Consider the following 19,814-nt stretch of genomic DNA (forward strand, 5'->3'; position numbering starts at 1 on the left):
TGACCGGTCGGCCCGGCCGGGCGGCCGCCCGGCCCCGCCCCGGTCAGTCCGGTCGTTTGTTCTCGGGGTCAGGCGCCGGGCCCGAGCCGACCAGGACGTCGCTGTGCGGGGAACGGGCCTTGGCCGGCGGGGGGACGGCCGGTCCCGGGGTGCCGGCGGGGTCCGGGTACAGCAGGCCGTGGAGCCGGCGGGCCTCGGCCGCGGCGTCGGAGCGCGGCACCAGCGTGTGTTCGGCCCGGCCGTCCGCCCGCAGGGCGGTGACCAGCCGCAGGCCGTCGAGGCGGCGCGCGGTCCGCAGATGCGGGGCCGCGCCCCGCGCTCCGGCCGGCACCGTCAGACACGCCTCGCTCGCGGTGTCGAACTCGGTGACCGTCAGGCCCTCGGCCCGCAGCCGCCCCCCGACCGCCCGGCGTTCCCGGCCGGACCGGAAGCACCACACGTCGCTGTCCTTGTGGACGACGACCGCGGCCGCCTCCGGACCCGTCCCGACGGCGGTCCCGCCGTCCGGGCCCTCGCTCCAGGGAAAGGGACGGCACAGCAGCCGCACCCCTCCGCGCTCCGCCCAGTCCACGGCGCCCTCGTGGACGACCTTGGCGCCGTGCCGGGACATCCGGCGCACTCCCTCGTAGCTGATCCGGGCAAGGGTGCGCGCCTCCGGCACCAGATAGGGGTCGGCGGTGCACACACCGGGCACGTCGGAGAAGAGCTCGCACGTGTCCGCGCCCAGCGTCGCGGCCGTCGCCGCCGCCGAGAGATCCGAACTGTTGCGGCCCAGCATGACGGTCCGCCCGGACGCGTCGACGGCCTGTCCGCCGGGCACGACCGCGATCGGGCAGTCGGCCAGGGCCCTGGACAGCGCCTCGGGACCGGCGGAGACGAGTTCCGCCCGGTCGCCGGGCCCCTCGGCCAGGAGCCCGGTGGCCGCCGCCGGCAGCGGGCACGCGGGCACACCCGCGGCGCCGAGCGCCGCCGCGAGCAGGGCGACGCTGACCGTCTCGCCGGCGGTCAGGAGCATCGCCGCGGCGTCGGCGGGCGGGTCGGCGGTCACGGCGTCCAGGGTCTGCTGGAGTCGGCCCGTCGTACCGGACATCGCGCTCACCACGACGACCAGCGGGCGCCCGTCCTCGGTGCTGCGGCGCACCGCGTACCGGGCCACGCGGTGGTAGCCGTCGAGGTCGGCGAAGGCGGAGCCGCCGAATTTCAGCACCAGTGGACGGCGCCGCGGCGCGGGACGGCCCGTCATCCCAGCCACCCGTTCTTCAGGGCGAGTTCCACGATCTGCAACGCGTTCAGCGCGGCCCCCACCCACAGGTTGTCGGCGACCACCCACAGCGCCACCGCCCGGTCGTCCTCGGGCTCGACGCGGATACGGCCGACATGGACCAGGGCCCGTTCCCCGGCCCGGGCGAAGACGGTACGGGGCATCGGGTACGAGGGGGTCTGCGTCCGGCGGTAGACCCGCAGGCCGGGCGTCGCGGCCAGGGCGTCCTCGACGGACGCGGTCGTGACCGGCTCGCGCAGCCGCAGGTGCACGGCCTCGGAGTGGCAGTCGAAGACCGGCACCCGTACCGCGGTGGCGCTCACCCTCAGGTCCGGCAGGCCGAGGATCCTGCGTGGCTCGCGGACGAGTTTGCGTTCCTCGTGCGTGAACCCCGTCTCGTCCTGCAGCCCTATCTCGGGGACGAGGTTGAAGGACAGCGGCTGCCCGAAGCGCCCGCCGGGGACGCCCTCGGCACGCGGGTCGTCCAGGATGTCCCTGGAGCCCTCCGCCAGTTCCCGCAGACCGCGCACTCCGCCGCCGGACGCCGCCTGGTAGGTCGCCACCACGACGCTCTCCAGGCCCGCGAGTTCGTGCACCGGATGCAGGGCGCGCACGAGCTGGATGGTCGAGCAGTTGGGGTTGGCCACGAGGCCGGACGCCGGCCGGCCGTCGAGAGCCCCCGGGTTGACCTGGGGGACGACGAGCGGCACGTCCGGCCGCATCCGGAAGGCGGAGCTGTTGTCGACGACCAGGACCCCGGCCGCGGCCAGCCGCTCCGCCTCCCGGGCGCTCACCTCCGCGCCCGCGGAGAAAATGGCGACATCCAGACCTCGGGGATCCAGTTCGTCCAGGGTGACCAGGTCCGCCACGGGGAGGGACAGCGCCAGTTCGGTGCCCAGGTCCCGGCCGACGCTGCGCGCCGATCCCACGGGCACGACCTGTTCCACGGGCACGATCCCGCCGTCGAGCAGGGCCAGGCACTCCCGGCCCACCGCTCCGGTGGCGCCCACTACCGCGATGCGCAGCATTCCCGTCCTCCTGTCGCCCCGCGCGGGGGCTCAGTGCGTGGTCGTGTCGGGTGACCGGCCGCGGAAGGCACGCCGGTACGCGTTGGGCGTGGTGTTGAGGAAGTGCACGAACTGGTAGCGCAGGGCGGCCGCGTTGGCGAACCCCGTACGGGCCGCCACCGCCTCCATCGTCTCGTCGGTGTTCTCCAGCAGCCGCTGGGCACTGAGCACCCGCTGGGCCAGCAGCCACCGGTAGGGGGTGGTCCCCGTCTCCGCCCGGAACCGGCGGGCGAAGGTGCGCGGCGACATGCAGGCCCGCGCCGAGAGCTGTTCGACGCTGATCTCCTGGTCCAGGTGTCGCTCGGCCCAGGTCAGCACCTCGCGCACACCGTCCTCCCCGTACTGCGCCACCGGCCGTTCGATGTACTGGGCTTGGCCGCCCTCCCGGTGCGGGGGCACCACCATGCGCCGGGCGATGGCGTTGGCGACGTCGCTGCCCTGCAGCTTGCGCACGAGGTGGAGGCAGGCGTCGATCCCCGCGGAGGTGCCGGCCGAGGTGAGGATCGGGTCCTCGTCGACGTAGAGCACTCCCGGTTCGACATGGGCCTTGGGATAGCGCTCGGCGAGTGCGTCGGCATACCGCCAGTGGGTGGTGCAGCGCCGTCCGTCGAGCAGCCCGGCGGCCCCCAGGACGAAGGCGCCGACACAGACACTGACCACCCGGGCCCCCCGGGCCACCGCCTGGCGCAGGGCCTCCAGGAGAGCGGGCGGAAAGTCGCGGGTGTGGAAGTCGTCCCCCACCGGTATGGCGATGAGGTCGGCCTCCTCCAGCCGGTCGAGTCCGTAGGGCGTGCTGATGGTGAACCCCGGCACCGCCCGGACCGACGGGGATTCCGCGGCGACGAGAGCGAAGTCGTACGCGGGCAGTCCCTCTTCCTGGCGGTCGATCCCGAATACCTCACATACGACACCCAGCTCGAAGGGATGGACGTTGTCGAGCAGGACCGCGGCTACGTTCTTCAGCATGTTTTCCAATGTGGCAGTAATACATGGAGTTCTGACAGTCCCTCTGCTGTCCCCTGGCCGGATCAGCCCTCATACTCACGGCATGGACCCCGAAGCGGTGGTGATTCACTCACTCGCGCTCATGGGCGGAGACACACCATTGACGGGCCCGCCGATGGACACGATCCCGCTGCGGATACCCATGACGACGGCCTGCGTTCGATCGGACGCACCGACCTTCATGAAGACCGCGGACAAATGGTTCTTCACCGTCTTCTCGGATATGCCAAGTTCCTTGGCCACGCGCCGATTCGAATTTCCCTGGGCGATGAGCACCAGAATCTGCCGTTCACGCGCGGTCAGCAGGGAGAGGGCCTCCCGTGTCGCGAGCGCTTCCTCGGAGGGCGGCGGGGCGGCGAGGGACGTCCGGCGGCCGTCGGCCCGTAAGTCCTCGATCAGCTGCTCCTGTGCCTCCAGGGCGTCCTGTGCCTCGCCCAGGGCCTTGTGCACCTTGGCGACGCCTTCGGCCAAGGCCGTCACGGGCTGCCTCGGCGCCCCACAGACCTCGCAGCACTGGCGCCCCCTCAACTCCTCGACCGACCCGCGCACAACAGGCGACATCAGATGAACTCCCTCCACCGATGTGAATTGACCGAACCGCACTTCTCCGTAGGGCTGAGGGTCTGCGGGAAAACCGACGCGACGGGTCAGGAAGGAAGCTCCGCGTGGATCGCCACCGTCTTGCACCGCGTGTATTCGCGCAGCGCCTCCAGCCCCTTCTCCACTCCGATTCCCGAGCGCCGGTAGCCGCCGAACGGCAGCTCGACTCCCCCGGCCGCGCTGTAGTTGTTCACGAACACCTGCCCCACCCGGAGCCGCTGGGCGAGCCAGTGGGCGGTGGTCACGTCGGACGTCCACACTCCGGCCGCCAGTCCGTACGTGGTGTGTTCCGCGAGTCCGACCGCTTCTTCCAGCGAGTCGAAGACCGATACGCACAGGACCGGACCGAATATCTCCTCGTTGAACACCCGGTGTTCCGGGGTGACCTGATCGAGGATGGTGGGCTCCACGTAGAAACCCTCGCCGTACTTCTGCCCTTCGGGGACCCCGCCGCCCGTCCGGACCACGGCGTCCCGTCGGCCCTCGGCCAGGTGGCCGAGCACCCTGTCGCGCTGTTTCGCGGAGATGAGCGGTCCCATGTCGGGATCGCTCGCCCCCGGCCCGATGGTCAGGGCACGGAACCGTTCGACGAGCGCGTCCACCAGTTCGTCGTGAACGGACCGGTGGACGAGCAGCCGGCTCCCGGCCGAGCAGTTCTGCCCCGCGTGCTCGGTGATCGACTCCACGATCTGCGGCACCGCACGGGCGGCGTCGTAGTCGGGGAGCACGAGGTGCGGGGACTTCCCGCCGAGCTCCAGGGTGACCGGCACGATGGTGCGCGCGGCCGCGGTCATCACGGCTTCGCCGACCTCCCGCGAACCGGTGAAGGCCAGGCGGTCCAGGTCGGGATGCGCGGCGAGTGCGGCGCCCGCTTCCGCTCCGTAGCCCGGCACGATGTTCAGGGCCCCCGTCGGGAGTCCCGCTTCCTCAACGATGTCGGCCAGCCGGAGCGAGGTCAACGGCGCGTCCTCGGCCGGCTTGAGGACACAGCAGTTTCCGGCCGCGAGGGCGGGTGCCAGGGTTCTGGCCGCGATCTGCAGCGGGTAGTTCCAGGGAATGATGTGCCCGCACACGCCATAGGGCTCGCGCAGGGTGAAGGCCAGCCGGCCCGGCTGCTGCTGGATCGTTTCGCCGCCGAGCGCCTCGACAGCGTTGCCGTAGAAGTCGAAGTACCGGGCGGCGACGTCGGCGTCGACCAGCGACTGGCTGAGCGGCTTGCCGGTGTCGAGCGTCTCCAGTGCGGCGAGCTCCTCGCGCCGGGCGCGCAGGGCCTCGGCGATGCGATGACAGACACGGGAGCGCTCCACCGGTGTGGCGAACCGCCACACCGTCTCGTAGGTGTGGCGGGCCGCCTCCACGGCCGCCCGGACCTCGGCCGGGCCACAGCGGGCGACGCGGGCGACGCGGCGGGCGTCCGAGGGATCGAGGACGTCGATCCACCGCGCCGTGGGAACCTGCTTCCCCGCGATGACAGCCGTGTACTCCGGTACCTCCGGTTTTGACGCATCACTCACGGGTGCATCCAGCTCCTTGGCGTGGGGGCCGCACTGCTTCGGTGTCAGGAGGTCATCGAACCGGCGATCACTCTCTCGAGATCGCGGGCGGCGACGTCACGCGGGCAGCAGACCAGCAACCGCCGCTGTTTGAGCGCGCCTTCGACGAGTTCGGGCAGATCCTTGGTGGAGTAGCCGAAGTCCCGCAGCCCGGCGGGCCCTCCGGTGTCCGCCACGATGCTCAGCAGCGTGGCCGGAAGAACGTCCGAACCGTTCGCCTCGGTCACACCGTTGAGATTCGCGCCGAGCAACTCGGCGGCGCGCAGATGACGTTCGGGGGACGTCGGGTACGTGAACTCGAAGGCCGCCGCCGCTGTGGAGACGACCGCCGCCCCGTGCGGCACCATCGCGTGGTCGACCTCGTACCCGTCCGGCCGGTAGTCACGCACCATCCCGGCGATGGGATAGGCGCAGGCGTGCGGAATGTGGGTTCCGGCGTTGCCGAAGCCCATCCCCGCGAAGCTCGCCGCCCGGCTCATTCCGGTACGGGCCTCCAGATCGGCCGAGTTGAGGACGGCACGTCTGAGGTAGCGGCCGACCAGCTCCAGGGCCTGCTGCGCCCACACGTCGCTGATCGGATTGGCGCCGATGTACAACGGACGGTCCCCGGGCGTGGGGTACGGGGGGCGCCGGTCGTAGGCGCGGGCCGTGTACGACTCACAGGCGTGCGTCAGGACGTCGTACCCCGAGGAGGCGGTGACCGCCGGGGGCAGCGTCAGGGTGTTCGCCGGGTCGACGACCGCCAGGGAGGGCATCAGCCGCAGGTCGCTGATGCCCGTCTTCACGTTCAGGCCCGTGACGCCGAGGGCAACCATGGCGGTGCACTCGCTGCCGCTGCCGGCCGTGGTGGGGACCGCCACCAGGGGCTTGAGCGGGCCGGGAACCGGGGCTCCGGCGCCGATCGGCGCGTTCAGGTAGTCGCGTACCGGGCGGCCGGGGTAACTGAGCAGCAGGTTCAGCATCTTGGCGGTGTCGATCGAGCTGCCGCCGCCGAGACCGACGTAACCGTCCACCTGCAGGGTTTCCAGTTCACGGGCCGCCTCGGCGCAGCTCTCGTCGGTGGGTTCCACCCGGGCCCGGTCGAACAGGGTGACCGAGATGCCGTCCTGCTCGATCTGCTTGGCCACGCGTGCCGGCAGGCCGAGACCTGCCAGGCCCGGATCGGTCACCAGCAGCACCGACGCGATACCGGCCCTGCGCAGTTCATGACCGATTTCCCGGGTGGCGCCGACACCGAATTTCAGCGGTGGAGCCTGCCAGCTCACTATTCGTTCATGCTCCGGCGCTTCTCCACTCCACCCGAGCGATTCCACAGTCCGTCCCCCGCCTTCATTGGCTTGATCTGGAAATCCGACCGAGAAAATGACACGGCGAACGGCGACGCGCCCAGACGTATCGGCCGACTCGGCGAAATCGACGTCGCCTTCACTCACATTTTCGACCGGGCGAGGGCCACAGTAGCCAGTCGCCCTGGGTCCCGCCATAGGTCCCTTGCCCTATGACAGAAACGGCTCAATCCCTACCAGTGGCGCATTTCGGAAGCGGGCGGACCAACACCCCGGTACGCGCCCCGGCGGCACGCAGTCGGTACCCCTGCCCCAGGGCGCCGACTGGCAGTAAATCGTGGCTGTGTGTCCGTTCCGCCACTGTCGCCGCGGGTACTCCGGCCAGCAGAGTTGAGTCATGAAGTCCACTGGGCGGCGGCACGTGATCGTCGTAGACGGCTACCACATCAGGGACGGAGACGACCGGGGCTTCGCCAGCGCCTTCCGGGCCCGGGGCGTGCTGCCGGTCACCGTCATGAGCACCCCACAGCCTCTGGCGAAATTCGTCAAGAAGAACATCTGGTACCCCGACGACTTCGAGGCCGTGCACTATTACGACGGCGACTTCGAGGCCATGGTGAAACTCGTCGAATCATACGACCCGGTGGGTATCGTCACCGGCAACGAGAGCGGTGTGGAATTCGCCGCCAAGCTCGTCGAACGCCTCATGCCGCAGTTCCAGAACGTACCCGGCAGCGCCAAGGCCCAACGTCACAAAGGGGAGATGGCACTCGCCCTGGAGCGTGCCGGAGTTTCCGGGCCGCTCACCCTGTCGACCGCCGACCCCGCCGAGGCCGCCGCCTGGATCGAGGCCAACGGGCTCACCGACCGGCCGCTCATCCTGAAGCCGCCGCACAGCGCCGGGACCGACAACGTGCACTTCGTGCCGGCCGGCGGCGAGTGGCTCGGCTACTTCACCCACATCCTCGGCCAGGTCAACGGGTTCGAACTCCGCAACGACACCGTCATCGTGCAGGAGTTCCTCGAGGGGCCCGAATACATCGTCGACCTGTACTCGGTGGACGGGCGGCACGGTCTGGTCGACACCTGTGTCTACGCCAAGCACGACCGGGGCCCCCGCATCGGCATCTACGACATCGCCGACTTCCTGGCCCCGGACCACCCCGACGTGGCGGTCCTCGCCCCCTACGTGATGCGTGCCGCCGACGCGGTCGGCATCCGCAACGGCTCCACCCACGCGGAGGCGATCATGACGGCGGACGGCCCCCGCCTGGTGGAACTGGCCGCCCGCTACTCGGGAAGCTGCATGATGATCTCCGGTTCCCTCGCCACCGGCGACAACCAGATCGAGCGCACCGTACGGCACGTCCTCGACGGGGAGTTCGTCCCGTCCTTCGAGCTCGTCAAAGAGGTCCGTACGCTCTGGCTCTGCTCGGACCAGGCAGGCCCCGTGCGGAACATGGAGATCCTCCGGGCGATCGCCGACCTGCCCACCACGTTCTCCCTGTCGATCCCGCCCGAGGGCCGGGAGATGCCGCTCACCAACGACGTGACCACCAGCCTGGGCTGGGTCATCCAGGGCGCCGACGACTGGGACGCCATCGAGAAGGACTCGGCCCGCATCCGCGAGCTGGAACGAGCGTGGAACGCGGCCGCGCAGGACGCGGCCGACACCGGGGGGACCGCCTGACATGCAAGGCCGGCACTACGGGGCCCCTGTGCCCCACCTTCTGCTCATCTGTCCGCGCCACGACATCCTCGGCAAGTTCGTCGGCCTGCCGGTCGCCCTCACCGTGGTCCACCGCCCGGGCGGGGACCGGGCGTTGGAGGAGTCGCTCGCCCTCGCGGTGGTCGACGCCGACTTCACCGACCCGCACGCGCTGCTCACCGTCGCCCGCGAGGTGCACGCCCGGCGCCCGGTGGACGCGGTGCTCGGGCTCACCGAACTCTCCCTGCGCCCGGCGAGCGTGGTGGCCGAGGCACTGGGCGCGCGCGGCAACTCGCCCACCACGCTCGCCCTGACCCAGGACAAGGCCGCCATGCGCGGGCACCTGCGGGACCACGGCCTCGATACGGTCGCCCACCAGGTGTGCGCCACCGCGGACGAGGCCCGCGCACTGCTCCGCCGCTGCCCGACCGGCGTGATCCTCAAGCCGGTCGACGGCAACGGCGGAACGGGCGTGCATCTCGTGCGTACGGAGGAGGAGCTGGCGAAGGCATGGGCCTGGACCAGCGGTGCCAGAACCGGTTTCGCCTGGCCGCAGGGCGAGTCCGCGTCCACCGTGCTGGCCGAGGAGTTCCTCACCGGCCAGGAGTTCAGCGTCGAGTCCCTGTCGGCCGCCGGGCGCCACCGGGTCCTCGCGGTCACCCGCAAGCACACCTCGGGCGGCCCGCACTTCGTGGAGACCGGCCACGACCTGCCCGCGGATCTGCCGGCCGCCCGGTACCGGACGATCGTCGACGCGGCGCTGAACGCCCTGGACGCCGTCGGCTACGCCTGGGGCCCCTGCCACACCGAGGTCATGCTCGCCGAGGACGGCGAACGTGCCACCGTGGTCGAGATCAACGCCCGGCAGGGCGGCGACCAGATCTGGGAGCTGGTGCACCACGTCACCGGCATCGACATGCTGCAGGGCGCCGTCCTCGCCCTCGCCCACGGCGTACTGCCGGGTCCCGCCGCCGGCCAAGCGGGCGGCGCCTCGATCCGCTACCTCACCCCCCGGCCAGGCCGGGTCACCGAGGTGACGGGCCTGGCCGAGGCCCTGGCCATGGAGGGTGTGATCCGTGTCGGTGAACTCCCCGCAGTGGGAGACCGGTTGGCGTCGCTCGGCGACTCCTGGAACCGGGCCGGGCATGTCGTCGCCGCGGGCCCCGACCCCAAGGCCGCGGCCGACGCGGCCGAGGCGGCGGCGGCCAGGATCGTCATACACACCGACGGAGAGGTGGCGCGGTGACCTCCGAGAAGGGAGACGGGGTGACCCTCGCCGGGACCCCCGGAGCGGACGCGGAGCACACCCCGAAGGCGCGGACCGGCCGTTTCGTCACGGGCCGCGGTCCGGCCTACGTCGTCATCCTCGGCCGCTTCACCACCAACATCGGCTTCTTCATGGTCGTGCCGTTCCTCGCGGTGCACCTGACCAAGGACGAGGGACTGAGCAGCTTCCAGACGGGTCTGCTCTTCGCCGTCATGGAGTTCACCCGGCGCGGGCTCGGCATCCCGTCCGGCTGGGTCAGCGACCGCTTCGGTGCCGCCCGGATCCTGACCCTGGGTCTCGCCGTCGAGGCGGGCGCGTACGTCGTGTTCACCGTGGCGGGCGGCAGCGTCGGCGTCTGGGGCGCGGCGGTCGCCCTGCTCGGCGTCGGCGGCTCCCTCAACAACAACGGCGCCCGCAGTGTCCTCGCCTCCAGCAAGTCCGGCGGGGTCGCGGCCAACCTCAGCCGCTACTACGTGTCCATCAACGGGGCCGCCCTGATCGGCCCGCTGATCGGCACCGCGCTGATGGCCGGGGGCGCGATGAAGGCCGGGTTCCTGATCGCGGCCGCGCTGCATCTGGCCTTCGCCGTGACCTCCGCCGTGCTGCTGCGCGGTCTGCACGCCACGAACGCGGCGCCCATCAAGGCCGCCGCCATGGCCGAGGCGCTGCGTGACCGCCCGCTGATGATCTTCTGCTCGCTCGCGGTCGGCGGCTGGTTCCTCATCACCCAGTACCGGGTCGCGCTGCCGCTGACCGTCGTCCACCAGAAGCTCTCCTCCGACCTGGTCGGCTTCCTCACCGCGGGCAACGCCGTCGTGGTGATGCTGACCGTGTGGCTCCTCGGCTCCCGGATCGAGAAGCGCTCCACGATCGGCCGCCTCGACATGTTCATCGCGTCCGGGGTGCTGCTCGGCGGCGGCTGGCTGCTGTGCTCGGTCGACGGGATCAGCCCGATCGTCGCCGCCGTCATCGTCACCTCGATCGGCGAGTCACTGTTCTGCGGCGTGGTCGACGCGGTCGTCGCGGGCCTCGCCACCGAGGGCCGTACAGGCCTCTATCTGGGCTACTCCACCATGGCCTGGGGCGTCGGCGGCATGCTCGGCGGCTTCGTCGGCGGCGGCTTCGACCTGGCCGCCGGCCACGGCGCGCTGACCCTCTTCTGGCTGGTGCTGGCCCTCGTGGGGATCGGGTACGGGGCGGGCACCCGCGTGGTGCGCCGCTCGCTCGCCGGCGAGGTGGAACGGCGCCGGACCCCCGAGCCCGCGCCGGCCGGCACGCCGTCCCCCGCCGACACGCCGTCAGCGTCCGGCTGACCGCCGCGCGGACCAGGTCCGCGCGCCTCGGGTGCTCGTACGCAACGACCCGGAACATCCGAAACCACCGACCGAGAAGGAGGCCGCATGCCGCCCAAGGCGTTGCGCGCACGGGTGCACGAACTGATGGGCCGGGCTCAGGAGGACCTGCGGGACCTCGTCGCGCACCGGTCCGTCGCCGACCCCCGGCAGTACCCCGTGGAAGAGTGCGAGCGTGCTGCCGTACTGGTCGCACGGCTGTTCACCGAGGCCGGCATCCCCGGCATGCGCCTGCTGGACACGCCGGACGGCAGCAAGGCCGTGTTCGGCCATCTGCCGGCCGCCCCCGGCTTCCCCACCGTCCTCCTCTACAGCCACTACGACGTGCAGCCGCCGCTGGACGAACCCGCCTGGACCACCCCGGTCTGGACCCTCACCGAGCGCGCCGACGGCCGCTGGTACGGGCGCGGGGCCGCCGACTGCAAGGGCAACATCGTCATGCAGCTCACCGCCCTGCGGGCGCTCGGCGACCTGACCCGGCTGGGCGTCGGCATCAAGGTCATCTCGGAGGGCGCCGAGGAGCAGAGCACCGGTGGCCTCGCCGCGCTGATCCGCGAGAACCCCAAACTCCTGTACGCCGACACGGTGCTGGTGTGCGACACGGGCAACTCCGAAGCGGGCGTGCCCACATCGACCACCGACCTGCGGGGCGTGGTGCACGCCACCGTCACCGTTCGCTCGCTGGCCGGCCCCGTCCACTCCGGCTCCTTCGGCGGTCCCGCCCCCGACCCGCTCAACGCGCTGATCGCGATGCTCGCCACGCTGCACGACGCCGACGGCAACACCACGGTCGACGGCCTGGACAACAGCGGGCGCTGGCAGGGCGCGGAGTATCCGGCCGAGCGCTACCGCCAGGACATCGGGGTGCGCGAGGGCGTCCGCCTGGTGGGCGACGGCAGCGTGGCGGACATGCTGTGGGCCAGGCCCGCCCTGACCGTCGTCGGCATCGACTGCCCGCCGGTGGTCGGTTCGGCCCCCGCCGTGCTCGGCGAGGTCACCGCCAAGCTCAATCTGCGCATCCCCTACGGAACCGAGCCCGACACCGCCTGGCGGGCGCTCAGCGCGCACCTGACGCAGAGCGCCCCCTGGCAGGTCGACGTGGAGACCGTCCGGCTCTCCTCCAGCCGCCCGTTCCGTGCCCGTACCGACGGCCCCGCCTACGCGGCGCTGGCCGAGGCGATGCGGGAGGCGTTCGGGCGCGAGCTGACGACCGCGGGGCAGGGCGGTTCGATCCCCACCTGCGACGCGCTGCAGGAGACCTTCCCGGACGCCGAGATCGCCCTGATCGGCGTCGAGGAGCCCCAGTGCCTCATCCACGCGCCCGACGAGAGCGTGGACCCGGAGGAGATCGAACGCATGGCACTCGCCCTCGCTCTCTTCCTGGAGCCCACGGAGGAGCGCTCGTGACCGATCTGACGGAACGTCACGTACGGTTCGGCGAGGCCGACATGGCGGACCACCTGAACCGACTGGGCCGGGCGGCACCCGACCTGCACGCGTGCGTCGACCCGGAACGGGCCCGGGCCTGGGCCCGTCGGCTGGCCCGGACCGCCGACCTCAAGGACGACTTCGGCGAGGACGAGGACGGCGGCAGGGGCGCCTCCTACATCCGCGCGCAGGCCCGCAACCTCACCGCACGCGCCCAGGGCATCCAGCACCTGCTCTCCCTGGTGCCGGCCCGGGCCGACCACCGGCCCGCCGTCGTCGTGGACGTGCTCGGCGGCGACGGTCTGCTCCGCAGGGTCGCGAACGCCCGACGCCTCACCGGCCTGTCCCTGCTGACCTGCGACGCGTCCCCGTACATGGTGCGCGCGGCCTGGGCGGCCAACTGCCCGGCGCTGGTGCAGCGCGCCGACCGGCTGCTCATGCGGGACGGCAGTGTCGACGCGGTCCTGGTCGCCTACGGATCCCACCACATCGCCGCCGAGGACCGCGCCGAGCTCGTCCACGAGGCGTACCGGGTGCTGCGGCCCGGCGGCGTGCTGCTGCTCCACGACTTCCTCGTCGGGTCCCCGATGGACGCCTGGTTCCGGGACGTGGTCGACCCGTACTCGCGCACCGGCCACGCCTTCGACCACTTCACCCGGGAGGAGCTGTGGGGCTATCTGACGAAGGCGGGCTTCGAGTCGGGTGAGGTGACCGAGATGGCCGATCCCTATGTCGCGACCGCGGCCACCGCCCCGGAGGCCGAACTGGAGCTGGGGCGCTATCTGTTGGACATGTACGGCCTCACCGGCATCGAGCGGAGGCACCCGGCCGACGCCCCTCGCCACACGGTGGAGCTGGCCAAGACGATCTTCCGTGACGAGCGCGCGGACGGGTCCCTGGAAACGTACTCCGTCGTGTACGACACCACCGCCCGGGCGTGGACGTGCACGATGCCGCGAACGGCGGTGCTCGCGATCGGCCGGAAGGTTCCCTGAGGCCGGGCACCGGTCGGGCCGGAGGTGGACGCCCCGGCCCGACCGGCGCCCGTCGGCGACCACTGCGAGGCCGGTGGGTCCTCCGGCACGGAACACGCGACACGCAGGCGGCGACCACCCCCGGGGTGGTCGCCGCCTGCGGTCACCGGCGCGGTGCCGGCCGGGTCACCCGGCTTCCCACGGCTTGGCGTCGGCGAGGCCGGCGAGGGCCTGGTCGAAGACCTCGCGTGCCCGCTGGAGGACCCGCTCGCGCCAACGGGCGTCCTCCGCGGGGCAGAAGGCCTCGCGGATCAGCCGTTTGAGGTCGGAGCGCACCGCGTCGGCCGGCGGACGGTGCCGGTGCAGCCAGGCGTCGGCGCACAGCGCGAGCAGCACCTCGGGGCCCGGCTGGGTGCCGAACTCCAGGGTGATCGCGGTCAGCCGGCTCCCGGAGCCTAGGCCGTCCGCCACCGCGGTCGCCGTGTTGCCCACGATCGGCGTGGAGGAGGAGGTGCCCTGCTCCGAGGCGGTGAGCGCGTCGCCGTACCACCGGCGGGCCCGCTGGTGGGCGTCGGCGTCACGGCCGCCGCGGAAGATGGGTTCGCCGACGCCTCGGTCGCCGAGCCCCGTGTGCAGGTCGATGTAGCCGACGTGGCCGGCGCCGGCGATCTGTTCGGCCACCACGGTCTCGAACACCCGCCGGGACCAGGTCGGAGCGTGTCCGCCGTAGAACAGTCCGTCGGGGTGGCGGTACTGGCCGCGGGTCACGGCCTCCTGGAGCCGCTGCGGGCCGAGCCGTTCACGGAGCCCGGTGAGGCCCGCGACCAGCTCGCCGGGCGCGAACCCGACGGCGTCCGGCGGCACCAGCGTGGGGTGCACGGCGTCGTAGGCGTCGTTGTGCGGCGGGGCGTCGTGGTCGACGAAGTTCCGGTTGAGGTCGATGTTGTCCTCGTTGACGCGCCGCAGATAGGCGAAGCCGTACGGGTTGAGGGAATGGACGAGCAGCACGCCGGTCGTGGGCCCGACGGCCGCCTTCGCGACGCCTTCGCGCAACAGGATGCCGGTCTGGCAGGCCGAGCCGCAGAAGCCCTCGATGCCATGGGTCCCGGACACCGTCACCAGGAGCTTCGCCGGGTCGGGCGGCCCCAAGTACGCGGTGTCGACGCAGAGTTCGCCGCCGTCGGGGCCGCGGTACCTGGGCAGGGGGAAGGTCCTCAGGCGTGCGCCCGCCTCCTCGGCGGCGCCCAGGAAGGCGGCGCGGGCCCGGGAGTAGTCGAGGGGAAATGTGTCCGCCATGCTGCCTCGCGTTCCTGGAGAGCCTGGAGTGCTTGGTGTGCCTGGAGTGCGGGTGCTTCCCCCGGAGGAGGCCACGGGCGACGGGCCGGAGCCTCTGACGGGCGCCGGACCCGGCCGGTCGAGCGGTGTCAGCTCCGCGCCGAGGGCAGCGGCACGCCCAGGGCCGTGAGGATCGCGTGCGCCCCCGCCTGTGTGGGTATGTGCAGCAGGCACAGCACCCTGTCGCCCGGCTCCGTGTGCTCGGCGAAGTACCGGTTGGCCTCGGGCACATGGCTCAGCGGCCGCTCCCGGTAGAGGTCGAGCGGGCGCCCGATGCCCGGGATGACTCCGCGCGCCGCGTCGAAGCCCGCCCGGGGGGCGAGTGCCCCGGCCACCTCGGCCGCCAGGGACTCCTGGCTGTCGTCCTTGCCCGTGAGGTCCGGGTACATGCTGATGTCCGGATGGCCGCTGAACGCCGACATCGCGCAGTGCACCACGGGGTTGTACGTCTTGAGCGCGATCACCTCGGGGAACGGGCCGCCGTCGGCCAGCAGCCGGCCGAAGTGCTGGGCCCAGCTCTCCTTGAATACAGCGCCGTTGCGGTACGCGTCACCCACGAACTGGATCATGATGTGCAGACAGGGCCGCCCCGACGGGATCTGCGCCCACCGGGAGGTGAGCAGCGAGACGACCCGGTCGCGCTCCCGGTCCACCCCTACGACGACGTGGTCGGCCTCGGTCAGCATCTCGCGCCGGAGCGTGAAGAGCTGCCGGGTGTGGAGTCCCGGCATGGCGAGGACCAGACCGTCCACGATCCACTTCTCGGTCTCGGTCGGCAGCTCCCGGCCGGGCGGCAGGGTCAGTACCTCGACCCCCCGCCGCCCGCCGGGCCGCGTGGCTCGGTCGTCGTCGGCCACCGCTGCCCCGCTCAGACCTCGGCCGAGGTGGGCAGCGGGACCTGGCCGTCGCTCCTGCCGAGCACGGTGAGCTGGTGCAGCTCCACGAAGTAGAGCTTCCACAGCCAGTAGACGTTGTTGAGGTGCTCGACGACCTTCCGCTCGTCGGCCTCCGAGGTGATCAGCGTGGACAGCACGCGCCACACGAAGTCGTCGTGGTCGTCGTCGAGGTCGGTGTTGACGTGGGCGCGGGCGCCCTTGACGTTCTCCTCGCCGAGGACGTCGCCCAGGTTGTCCAGCCAGTCGGGCTGGGTGCGCGTGGTGACGTACTCGACGAAGTACACGCTGGTGATCAGCGCCATCGGGCTGTCCTCGAACTCCATGCCGTACTGGAGGTATCCGGTGAGCAGCTTGGTGGAGAGCAGCGGCTCCGTGGAGTAGATCTGGTCCTTGGTGACCCCGACCTTGGCGAGGTCGGCGGCGAACAGCCGGTCGTGCAGCATCTCGTCGTCGGTGTAGTGCGCCCACGCCTTGGCCTGCACCGGGTCCACCTTGGTGAAGTACTTGATGGCCAGCGCGTCCACGGTCCTCTTGCGGCGCAGCCGCAGGATCGTCTCGATGTTGTGCCGCTTGTAGTAGTCGAGGTTCAGCTCGGAGGCGTTCTTCTGGTGCTGGGCGTACGGGACCGTCTCGTAGAAGTCCTTGATGAAGGTGTCGAGGACCGCGTCGACCTTCTTGCGCAGTTCGGGGTTGATCGTCATGGCGTGTTTCCTCCCTTGGGTCAGTGGCAGCCGCAGTTCGCGCTGGAGACGCGCTGCATCCGGCCACGGCGTACCGCCTTGCGGGCGCCGAGGACGGCGGTTCCGTCCGATGTCACCAGTGAGCTGCGGGGGCAGAGGAAGGCCAGGGCGAAGCGCGTGGCCGGCGTGATCCCCAGCCCGAGGTTCACGACCCCGCTGGTGGCGCCGTACACCTCGTTCGGGCCGCAGTTCGCCGGGATGATCTCCGTGGTGGTGTTGATCCCGAAGCCGAGCTCCCAGATGACGCGGTAGCGCGGATCGTCGGTGAGGAGCTTCTCCAGCTCCATGGCGGCCGACGTCGCCGCCGACGTCTGCGGGGTGACGCCCTCGATGGTTCCGGCGGCGACGTGCAGCGTCACGGCGTTGGAGACGAGCGGCGTGAGCGCTTCGAACAGCCGCTGCTGGTCGGCGCCGTCGGCCGGGTCCTGGTGGCGGTGGACGATCGGCCACCCGCGCAGGGTGAGGTCGCCGTCGAGGCCGAGCAGCCGGGCCTCCGGTTCGAAGGTGGTGATCTCGGCGGCGGTGACGCTCAGTTTGCCCGAGGGGAAGATCTGCTGGTCCCCCTCTTCCAGGACGCCCGCCTGCATGTTCCAGACGCACTCGCCGACGGTGTGGTCGAACTCGGCCTCGGTGCCGGAGGCGTCGTCGACGATGGTCAGCCGGTCGCTGTCGCCCACCAGGTCGAAGAACTCCTCGGCCACACGCGCGTGTTCGGCGACGTCGGTGCGGGCGGCGGTGCGCAGGAAGTAGCGGACGTGCTCGTCGGTCAACGGCGTGGACCCGGCCGGCAGCACGGCCAACTTGCGCCCGCCCAGCTCCTGCGGGGTCGGCGAGTCGAGGAACCGCCCGGGGCAGACCGCCAGCACGTGCGCGTCCGGGGGGACGCTCCGCGCGATCAGCTCACCGAGGCGTGTGCCGGGCGGAAGCGTCAGGTGGAGCACCCGGGAATACCCGTCACCGGAATTCAGGGAGAAGAGCTCGCCGTGCTGTTCGCTCGTGATCAGACAGAAGGTCTCGACCGGCCTGCCGAACTGATCGAAGTCGCTTGTCGTGAGATCCAGCGGTGACACGGGCGCACTCCCTGGTGAAAGACAAAAGGGGAACCCCGCGGCGGGGGATCGTGAAATGCCCCGCCGCGGGTCGGTACTCAGCCCAGGAGCGTGCCCAGGTAGTTGCGGTTCTTCTGCACCTTGATCTTCTTCATGGGGAGTCACCTCCTGTTGGGTGTATTGCCTTGTATTCACCCCGGCCGGCCGGACGGTCGAGCACCGCTATTCGGCGGGCACGACCCTCTCGACGGTGGGGTGGTCCGGGTGGCCGATCACCGCGACTCCATTGCTGGTCAGCACGCGGGTGTCGGGCGAAATGATGTCCAGGTGGTACTGGGTGTACGGAGTGAGGCCGAGGCCGAAGTGCAGGCAGCCTTCCGTGCCGCCGTACACCTCGTTCATGGCGTGGTTTCCGGGCAGGATGTCGTGCGAGGTGTTCAGGGCGTGGCCGATCTCCCACACGATCCGGTAGCGGGAGTCCACGGCGAACATCTGCTCCAGCATCGCCACGGCCGGCGCCGCTCCGGCGTCCAGCGCCTCCAGGCGCGTGATCCTGCCGTCCTCGACGGTGGCCTTGATCGCGTTGTCGTGCATCGCCCAGAGCCGGGAGTGGATGCGGGCCTGGTCGGTCCGGGAGAAGGAGGGGGTGCCGTTGTGCAGGATCGGGTAGCCGCGCAGCGTGATCTCACCCTCCAGCGGCAGCTTCAGGGCCTCGTCGAACTCCCTGATCTCGACCGGCAGCACGCTGATCTCACCGGACGGGACGATCTGCTGGTCGCCCCAGTCCAGCGGGCCGGCCTGCTGGTTCCACACCAGACCCTCGCGCAGATGGTCGAGGGTGGCGCGGGTGCCGTGCACCGGGTCGACGTACACCAACTGGTCCGAGTCCTCGGCGAGTTCGAAGAAGGTGTCGCAGAACGCGGCCTGGTCGGCAGCCGAGGTCCGTTCCATCACACCGAGGAAATGCCGGATCTCGTCGAGACCGGTGGGCGTCGAATTGCACGCCATGCCCATGATCTTCCGCTGCCCCACCAGATCGGGGTCGGGTGATTCGAAGAACCGGTGCGGCGAGACCACCAGGACGTGCGCGGGTTCCGGTATCTTCTTCTCGAGTATTTCCTCGAACCGGTCCCCGGCGTCCAGCGTAATGGTGAGGAACTCCCGGTACGGTGCCGTTTCGACGACTTCGAACCGGTCCACCAGCTCGGAATTCGTGATCAGACAGAAGGTGCTTCCGGTGGCTTCACCGAACTGGCTGAAGCGGCCGGGATCAATTGCTATCTGCGCGGACACGATCACTCCCGTCATGACCTTTGACCTTTTCTCGCCGTGGTCACCAATTTGACGGGTCACCGGGTCCGGGGGCTATAGGACGATGGTCCCTGCCCCTGTTCCACGGCTAGTACTTCCGCCTGGTCCCCATGTGAGCGGAGACGTGAGCGAGCACGTAAGCGGGCACGTGAGCGCCGGGGCCGACGCGGTCGGCGCCGGTGAGCCTTTCCGTACCCGGCAGCCCGCAGGACGGGGTGCGCCGCGCGCTCAGGACGGAAGCGAGGGGAGCGAGATAGGGCCGGAACATGAGAGCAGGGCCCGGATCGTGATGATCCAGGCCCTACCGTGGTCCGCGAGTCGGCGGTGCGGCTCGTTCTGGAGACAGCGAGGAAATCAGGTCACTCCCTCGCCGCGTCCTCGGCATTCGCCTTGGCGAAGAAGTCGTCGGCGATGGCGCGCGCCCGGGGCAGGTCACCGAGCGGCTCCCCGACCATGCGACCCGCGAGCTCGGTCGCCAAGGTGAAGACACCCTCGCGCAGTTCCGCCTCGGCGATGATGCAGTCCGCTTCGAGCTGCGCCCTGGCCGCCGCCACAAGGTTCTCGCGCTGCTTCCGGCCTTCGTCACGCAGTGTGGCGAGAAGGCCGGCTCCCTCTTCCGTGGCGCTCTGTCGAACCTGTGCCGCCTCATGGCGGGCCGCACTGAGTTCTTCCTGGTACTCGGCGTAAATACGCCGAGCCTCCTCCTGAACGGCTTCCGCGCGCTCCATGGTGCCCTCGATCGCATCTTCGCGTTCCGTGAGGGTTCCCTGGATACGCGGAACCAGTAACTTCGCGAACACTCCGAAGACCGAGAGGAAACAAATCAAGCCAACAACAAGCTCGGGGTGAAATGGATTCAATGGTCCCATACCACGGATGATAGCAGCGCACTTTCCATGGCATTTCGCCGCATTCCTTGGGGCGTCAAGACGTGATTCCCGAGATGAAAATGGAGACTTGCAGTCCATTTGCTGGATGCGCC

17 protein-coding genes are annotated in these 19,814 nt (G+C 70.7%); 5 read left to right on the plus strand and 12 right to left on the minus strand.

Annotation, left to right across the window (positions count from 1 at the left end):
- Positions 1–43: 43 nt before the first annotated feature.
- The 6 genes from ACIQRL_RS30220 to ACIQRL_RS30245 all read right to left on the minus strand — a co-directional run bounded on the left by ACIQRL_RS30220 (position 44) and on the right by ACIQRL_RS30245 (position 6,751).
- Entirely contained in the window at positions 44–1,243 is a 1,200-nt protein-coding gene (locus tag ACIQRL_RS30220) for a hypothetical protein (RefSeq protein WP_401337421.1), read from the minus strand.
- The gene (locus ACIQRL_RS30225) at positions 1,240–2,289 is read right to left on the minus strand and encodes an aspartate-semialdehyde dehydrogenase (RefSeq protein WP_401337423.1); all 1,050 of its coding nucleotides are present in this window, start codon (positions 2,287–2,289) and stop codon (positions 1,240–1,242) included. Before ACIQRL_RS30225 ends, ACIQRL_RS30220 begins: the two co-directional genes overlap by 4 nt.
- A gap of 30 nt (positions 2,290–2,319) precedes the next feature.
- Complete coding sequence (locus tag ACIQRL_RS30230) at positions 2,320–3,294, minus strand: GlxA family transcriptional regulator (protein WP_401337425.1); 975 nt, start codon at positions 3,292–3,294, stop codon at positions 2,320–2,322.
- 105 nt (positions 3,295–3,399) lie between these two features.
- Positions 3,400–3,804: a response regulator transcription factor gene (locus tag ACIQRL_RS30235; RefSeq protein ID WP_401337427.1), complete on the minus strand. Its 405-nt coding sequence runs from the start codon at positions 3,802–3,804 to the stop codon at positions 3,400–3,402.
- Between the two features lie 176 nt (positions 3,805–3,980).
- Positions 3,981–5,447 carry an aldehyde dehydrogenase family protein gene (locus tag ACIQRL_RS30240; protein WP_401337429.1) on the minus strand — a complete coding sequence of 489 codons (1,467 nt, stop codon included), beginning with the start codon at positions 5,445–5,447 and terminating at the stop codon, positions 3,981–3,983.
- Positions 5,448–5,491: 44 nt separating this feature from the next.
- A complete protein-coding gene (locus ACIQRL_RS30245) occupies positions 5,492–6,751 on the minus strand; it encodes a hydroxyacid-oxoacid transhydrogenase (RefSeq protein ID WP_401337431.1) in 1,260 nt (419 codons plus the stop codon).
- 418 nt (positions 6,752–7,169) lie between these two features.
- Between ACIQRL_RS30245 and ACIQRL_RS30250 the strand changes: the two genes are divergently transcribed.
- The 5 genes from ACIQRL_RS30250 to ACIQRL_RS30270 all read left to right on the plus strand — a co-directional run bounded on the left by ACIQRL_RS30250 (position 7,170) and on the right by ACIQRL_RS30270 (position 13,522).
- Positions 7,170–8,462: an ATP-grasp domain-containing protein gene (locus tag ACIQRL_RS30250; RefSeq protein WP_401337432.1), complete on the plus strand. Its 1,293-nt coding sequence runs from the start codon at positions 7,170–7,172 to the stop codon at positions 8,460–8,462.
- A gap of 28 nt (positions 8,463–8,490) precedes the next feature.
- A complete protein-coding gene (locus ACIQRL_RS30255; protein WP_401337434.1) occupies positions 8,491–9,726 on the plus strand; it encodes an ATP-grasp domain-containing protein in 1,236 nt (411 codons plus the stop codon).
- Positions 9,723–11,060 carry an MFS transporter gene (locus ACIQRL_RS30260; protein WP_401337436.1) on the plus strand — a complete coding sequence of 446 codons (1,338 nt, stop codon included), beginning with the start codon at positions 9,723–9,725 and terminating at the stop codon, positions 11,058–11,060. Before ACIQRL_RS30255 ends, ACIQRL_RS30260 begins: the two co-directional genes overlap by 4 nt.
- 87 nt (positions 11,061–11,147) lie before the next feature.
- Positions 11,148–12,506, plus strand: coding sequence for a dipeptidase (locus ACIQRL_RS30265; protein ID WP_401337437.1), 1,359 nt, complete (start codon positions 11,148–11,150; stop codon positions 12,504–12,506).
- The gene (locus ACIQRL_RS30270; RefSeq protein WP_401337439.1) at positions 12,503–13,522 is read left to right on the plus strand and encodes a class I SAM-dependent methyltransferase; all 1,020 of its coding nucleotides are present in this window, start codon (positions 12,503–12,505) and stop codon (positions 13,520–13,522) included. Before ACIQRL_RS30265 ends, ACIQRL_RS30270 begins: the two co-directional genes overlap by 4 nt.
- A 165-nt stretch (positions 13,523–13,687) precedes the next feature.
- Here ACIQRL_RS30270 and ACIQRL_RS30275 read toward each other — a convergent pair whose 3' ends face one another.
- The 6 genes from ACIQRL_RS30275 to ACIQRL_RS30300 form a co-directional block, all read right to left on the minus strand.
- Entirely contained in the window at positions 13,688–14,797 is a 1,110-nt protein-coding gene (locus ACIQRL_RS30275; protein ID WP_401337441.1) for a M14 family metallopeptidase, read from the minus strand.
- A 128-nt stretch (positions 14,798–14,925) separates the two neighbouring features.
- Positions 14,926–15,693: a hypothetical protein gene (locus tag ACIQRL_RS30280; RefSeq protein WP_401337443.1), complete on the minus strand. Its 768-nt coding sequence runs from the start codon at positions 15,691–15,693 to the stop codon at positions 14,926–14,928.
- 11 nt (positions 15,694–15,704) lie between these two features.
- Positions 15,705–16,433, minus strand: coding sequence for a hypothetical protein (locus ACIQRL_RS30285; RefSeq protein ID WP_401337445.1), 729 nt, complete (start codon positions 16,431–16,433; stop codon positions 15,705–15,707).
- Positions 16,434–16,453: 20 nt separating this feature from the next.
- Positions 16,454–17,542 carry a hypothetical protein gene (locus ACIQRL_RS30290; RefSeq protein ID WP_401337447.1) on the minus strand — a complete coding sequence of 363 codons (1,089 nt, stop codon included), beginning with the start codon at positions 17,540–17,542 and terminating at the stop codon, positions 16,454–16,456.
- Between the two features lie 201 nt (positions 17,543–17,743).
- Positions 17,744–18,829, minus strand: coding sequence for a hypothetical protein (locus ACIQRL_RS30295; RefSeq protein ID WP_401337449.1), 1,086 nt, complete (start codon positions 18,827–18,829; stop codon positions 17,744–17,746).
- Between the two features lie 362 nt (positions 18,830–19,191).
- Positions 19,192–19,701 (minus strand): hypothetical protein, encoded by a 510-nt coding sequence (locus ACIQRL_RS30300; RefSeq protein ID WP_401337451.1) that lies wholly within the window; start codon positions 19,699–19,701, stop codon positions 19,192–19,194.
- Positions 19,702–19,814: the final 113 nt, after the last annotated feature.

Source organism: Streptomyces sp. NPDC091209 (assembly GCF_044757755.1).
Taxonomy (GTDB): Bacteria; Actinomycetota; Actinomycetes; order Streptomycetales; family Streptomycetaceae; genus Streptomyces.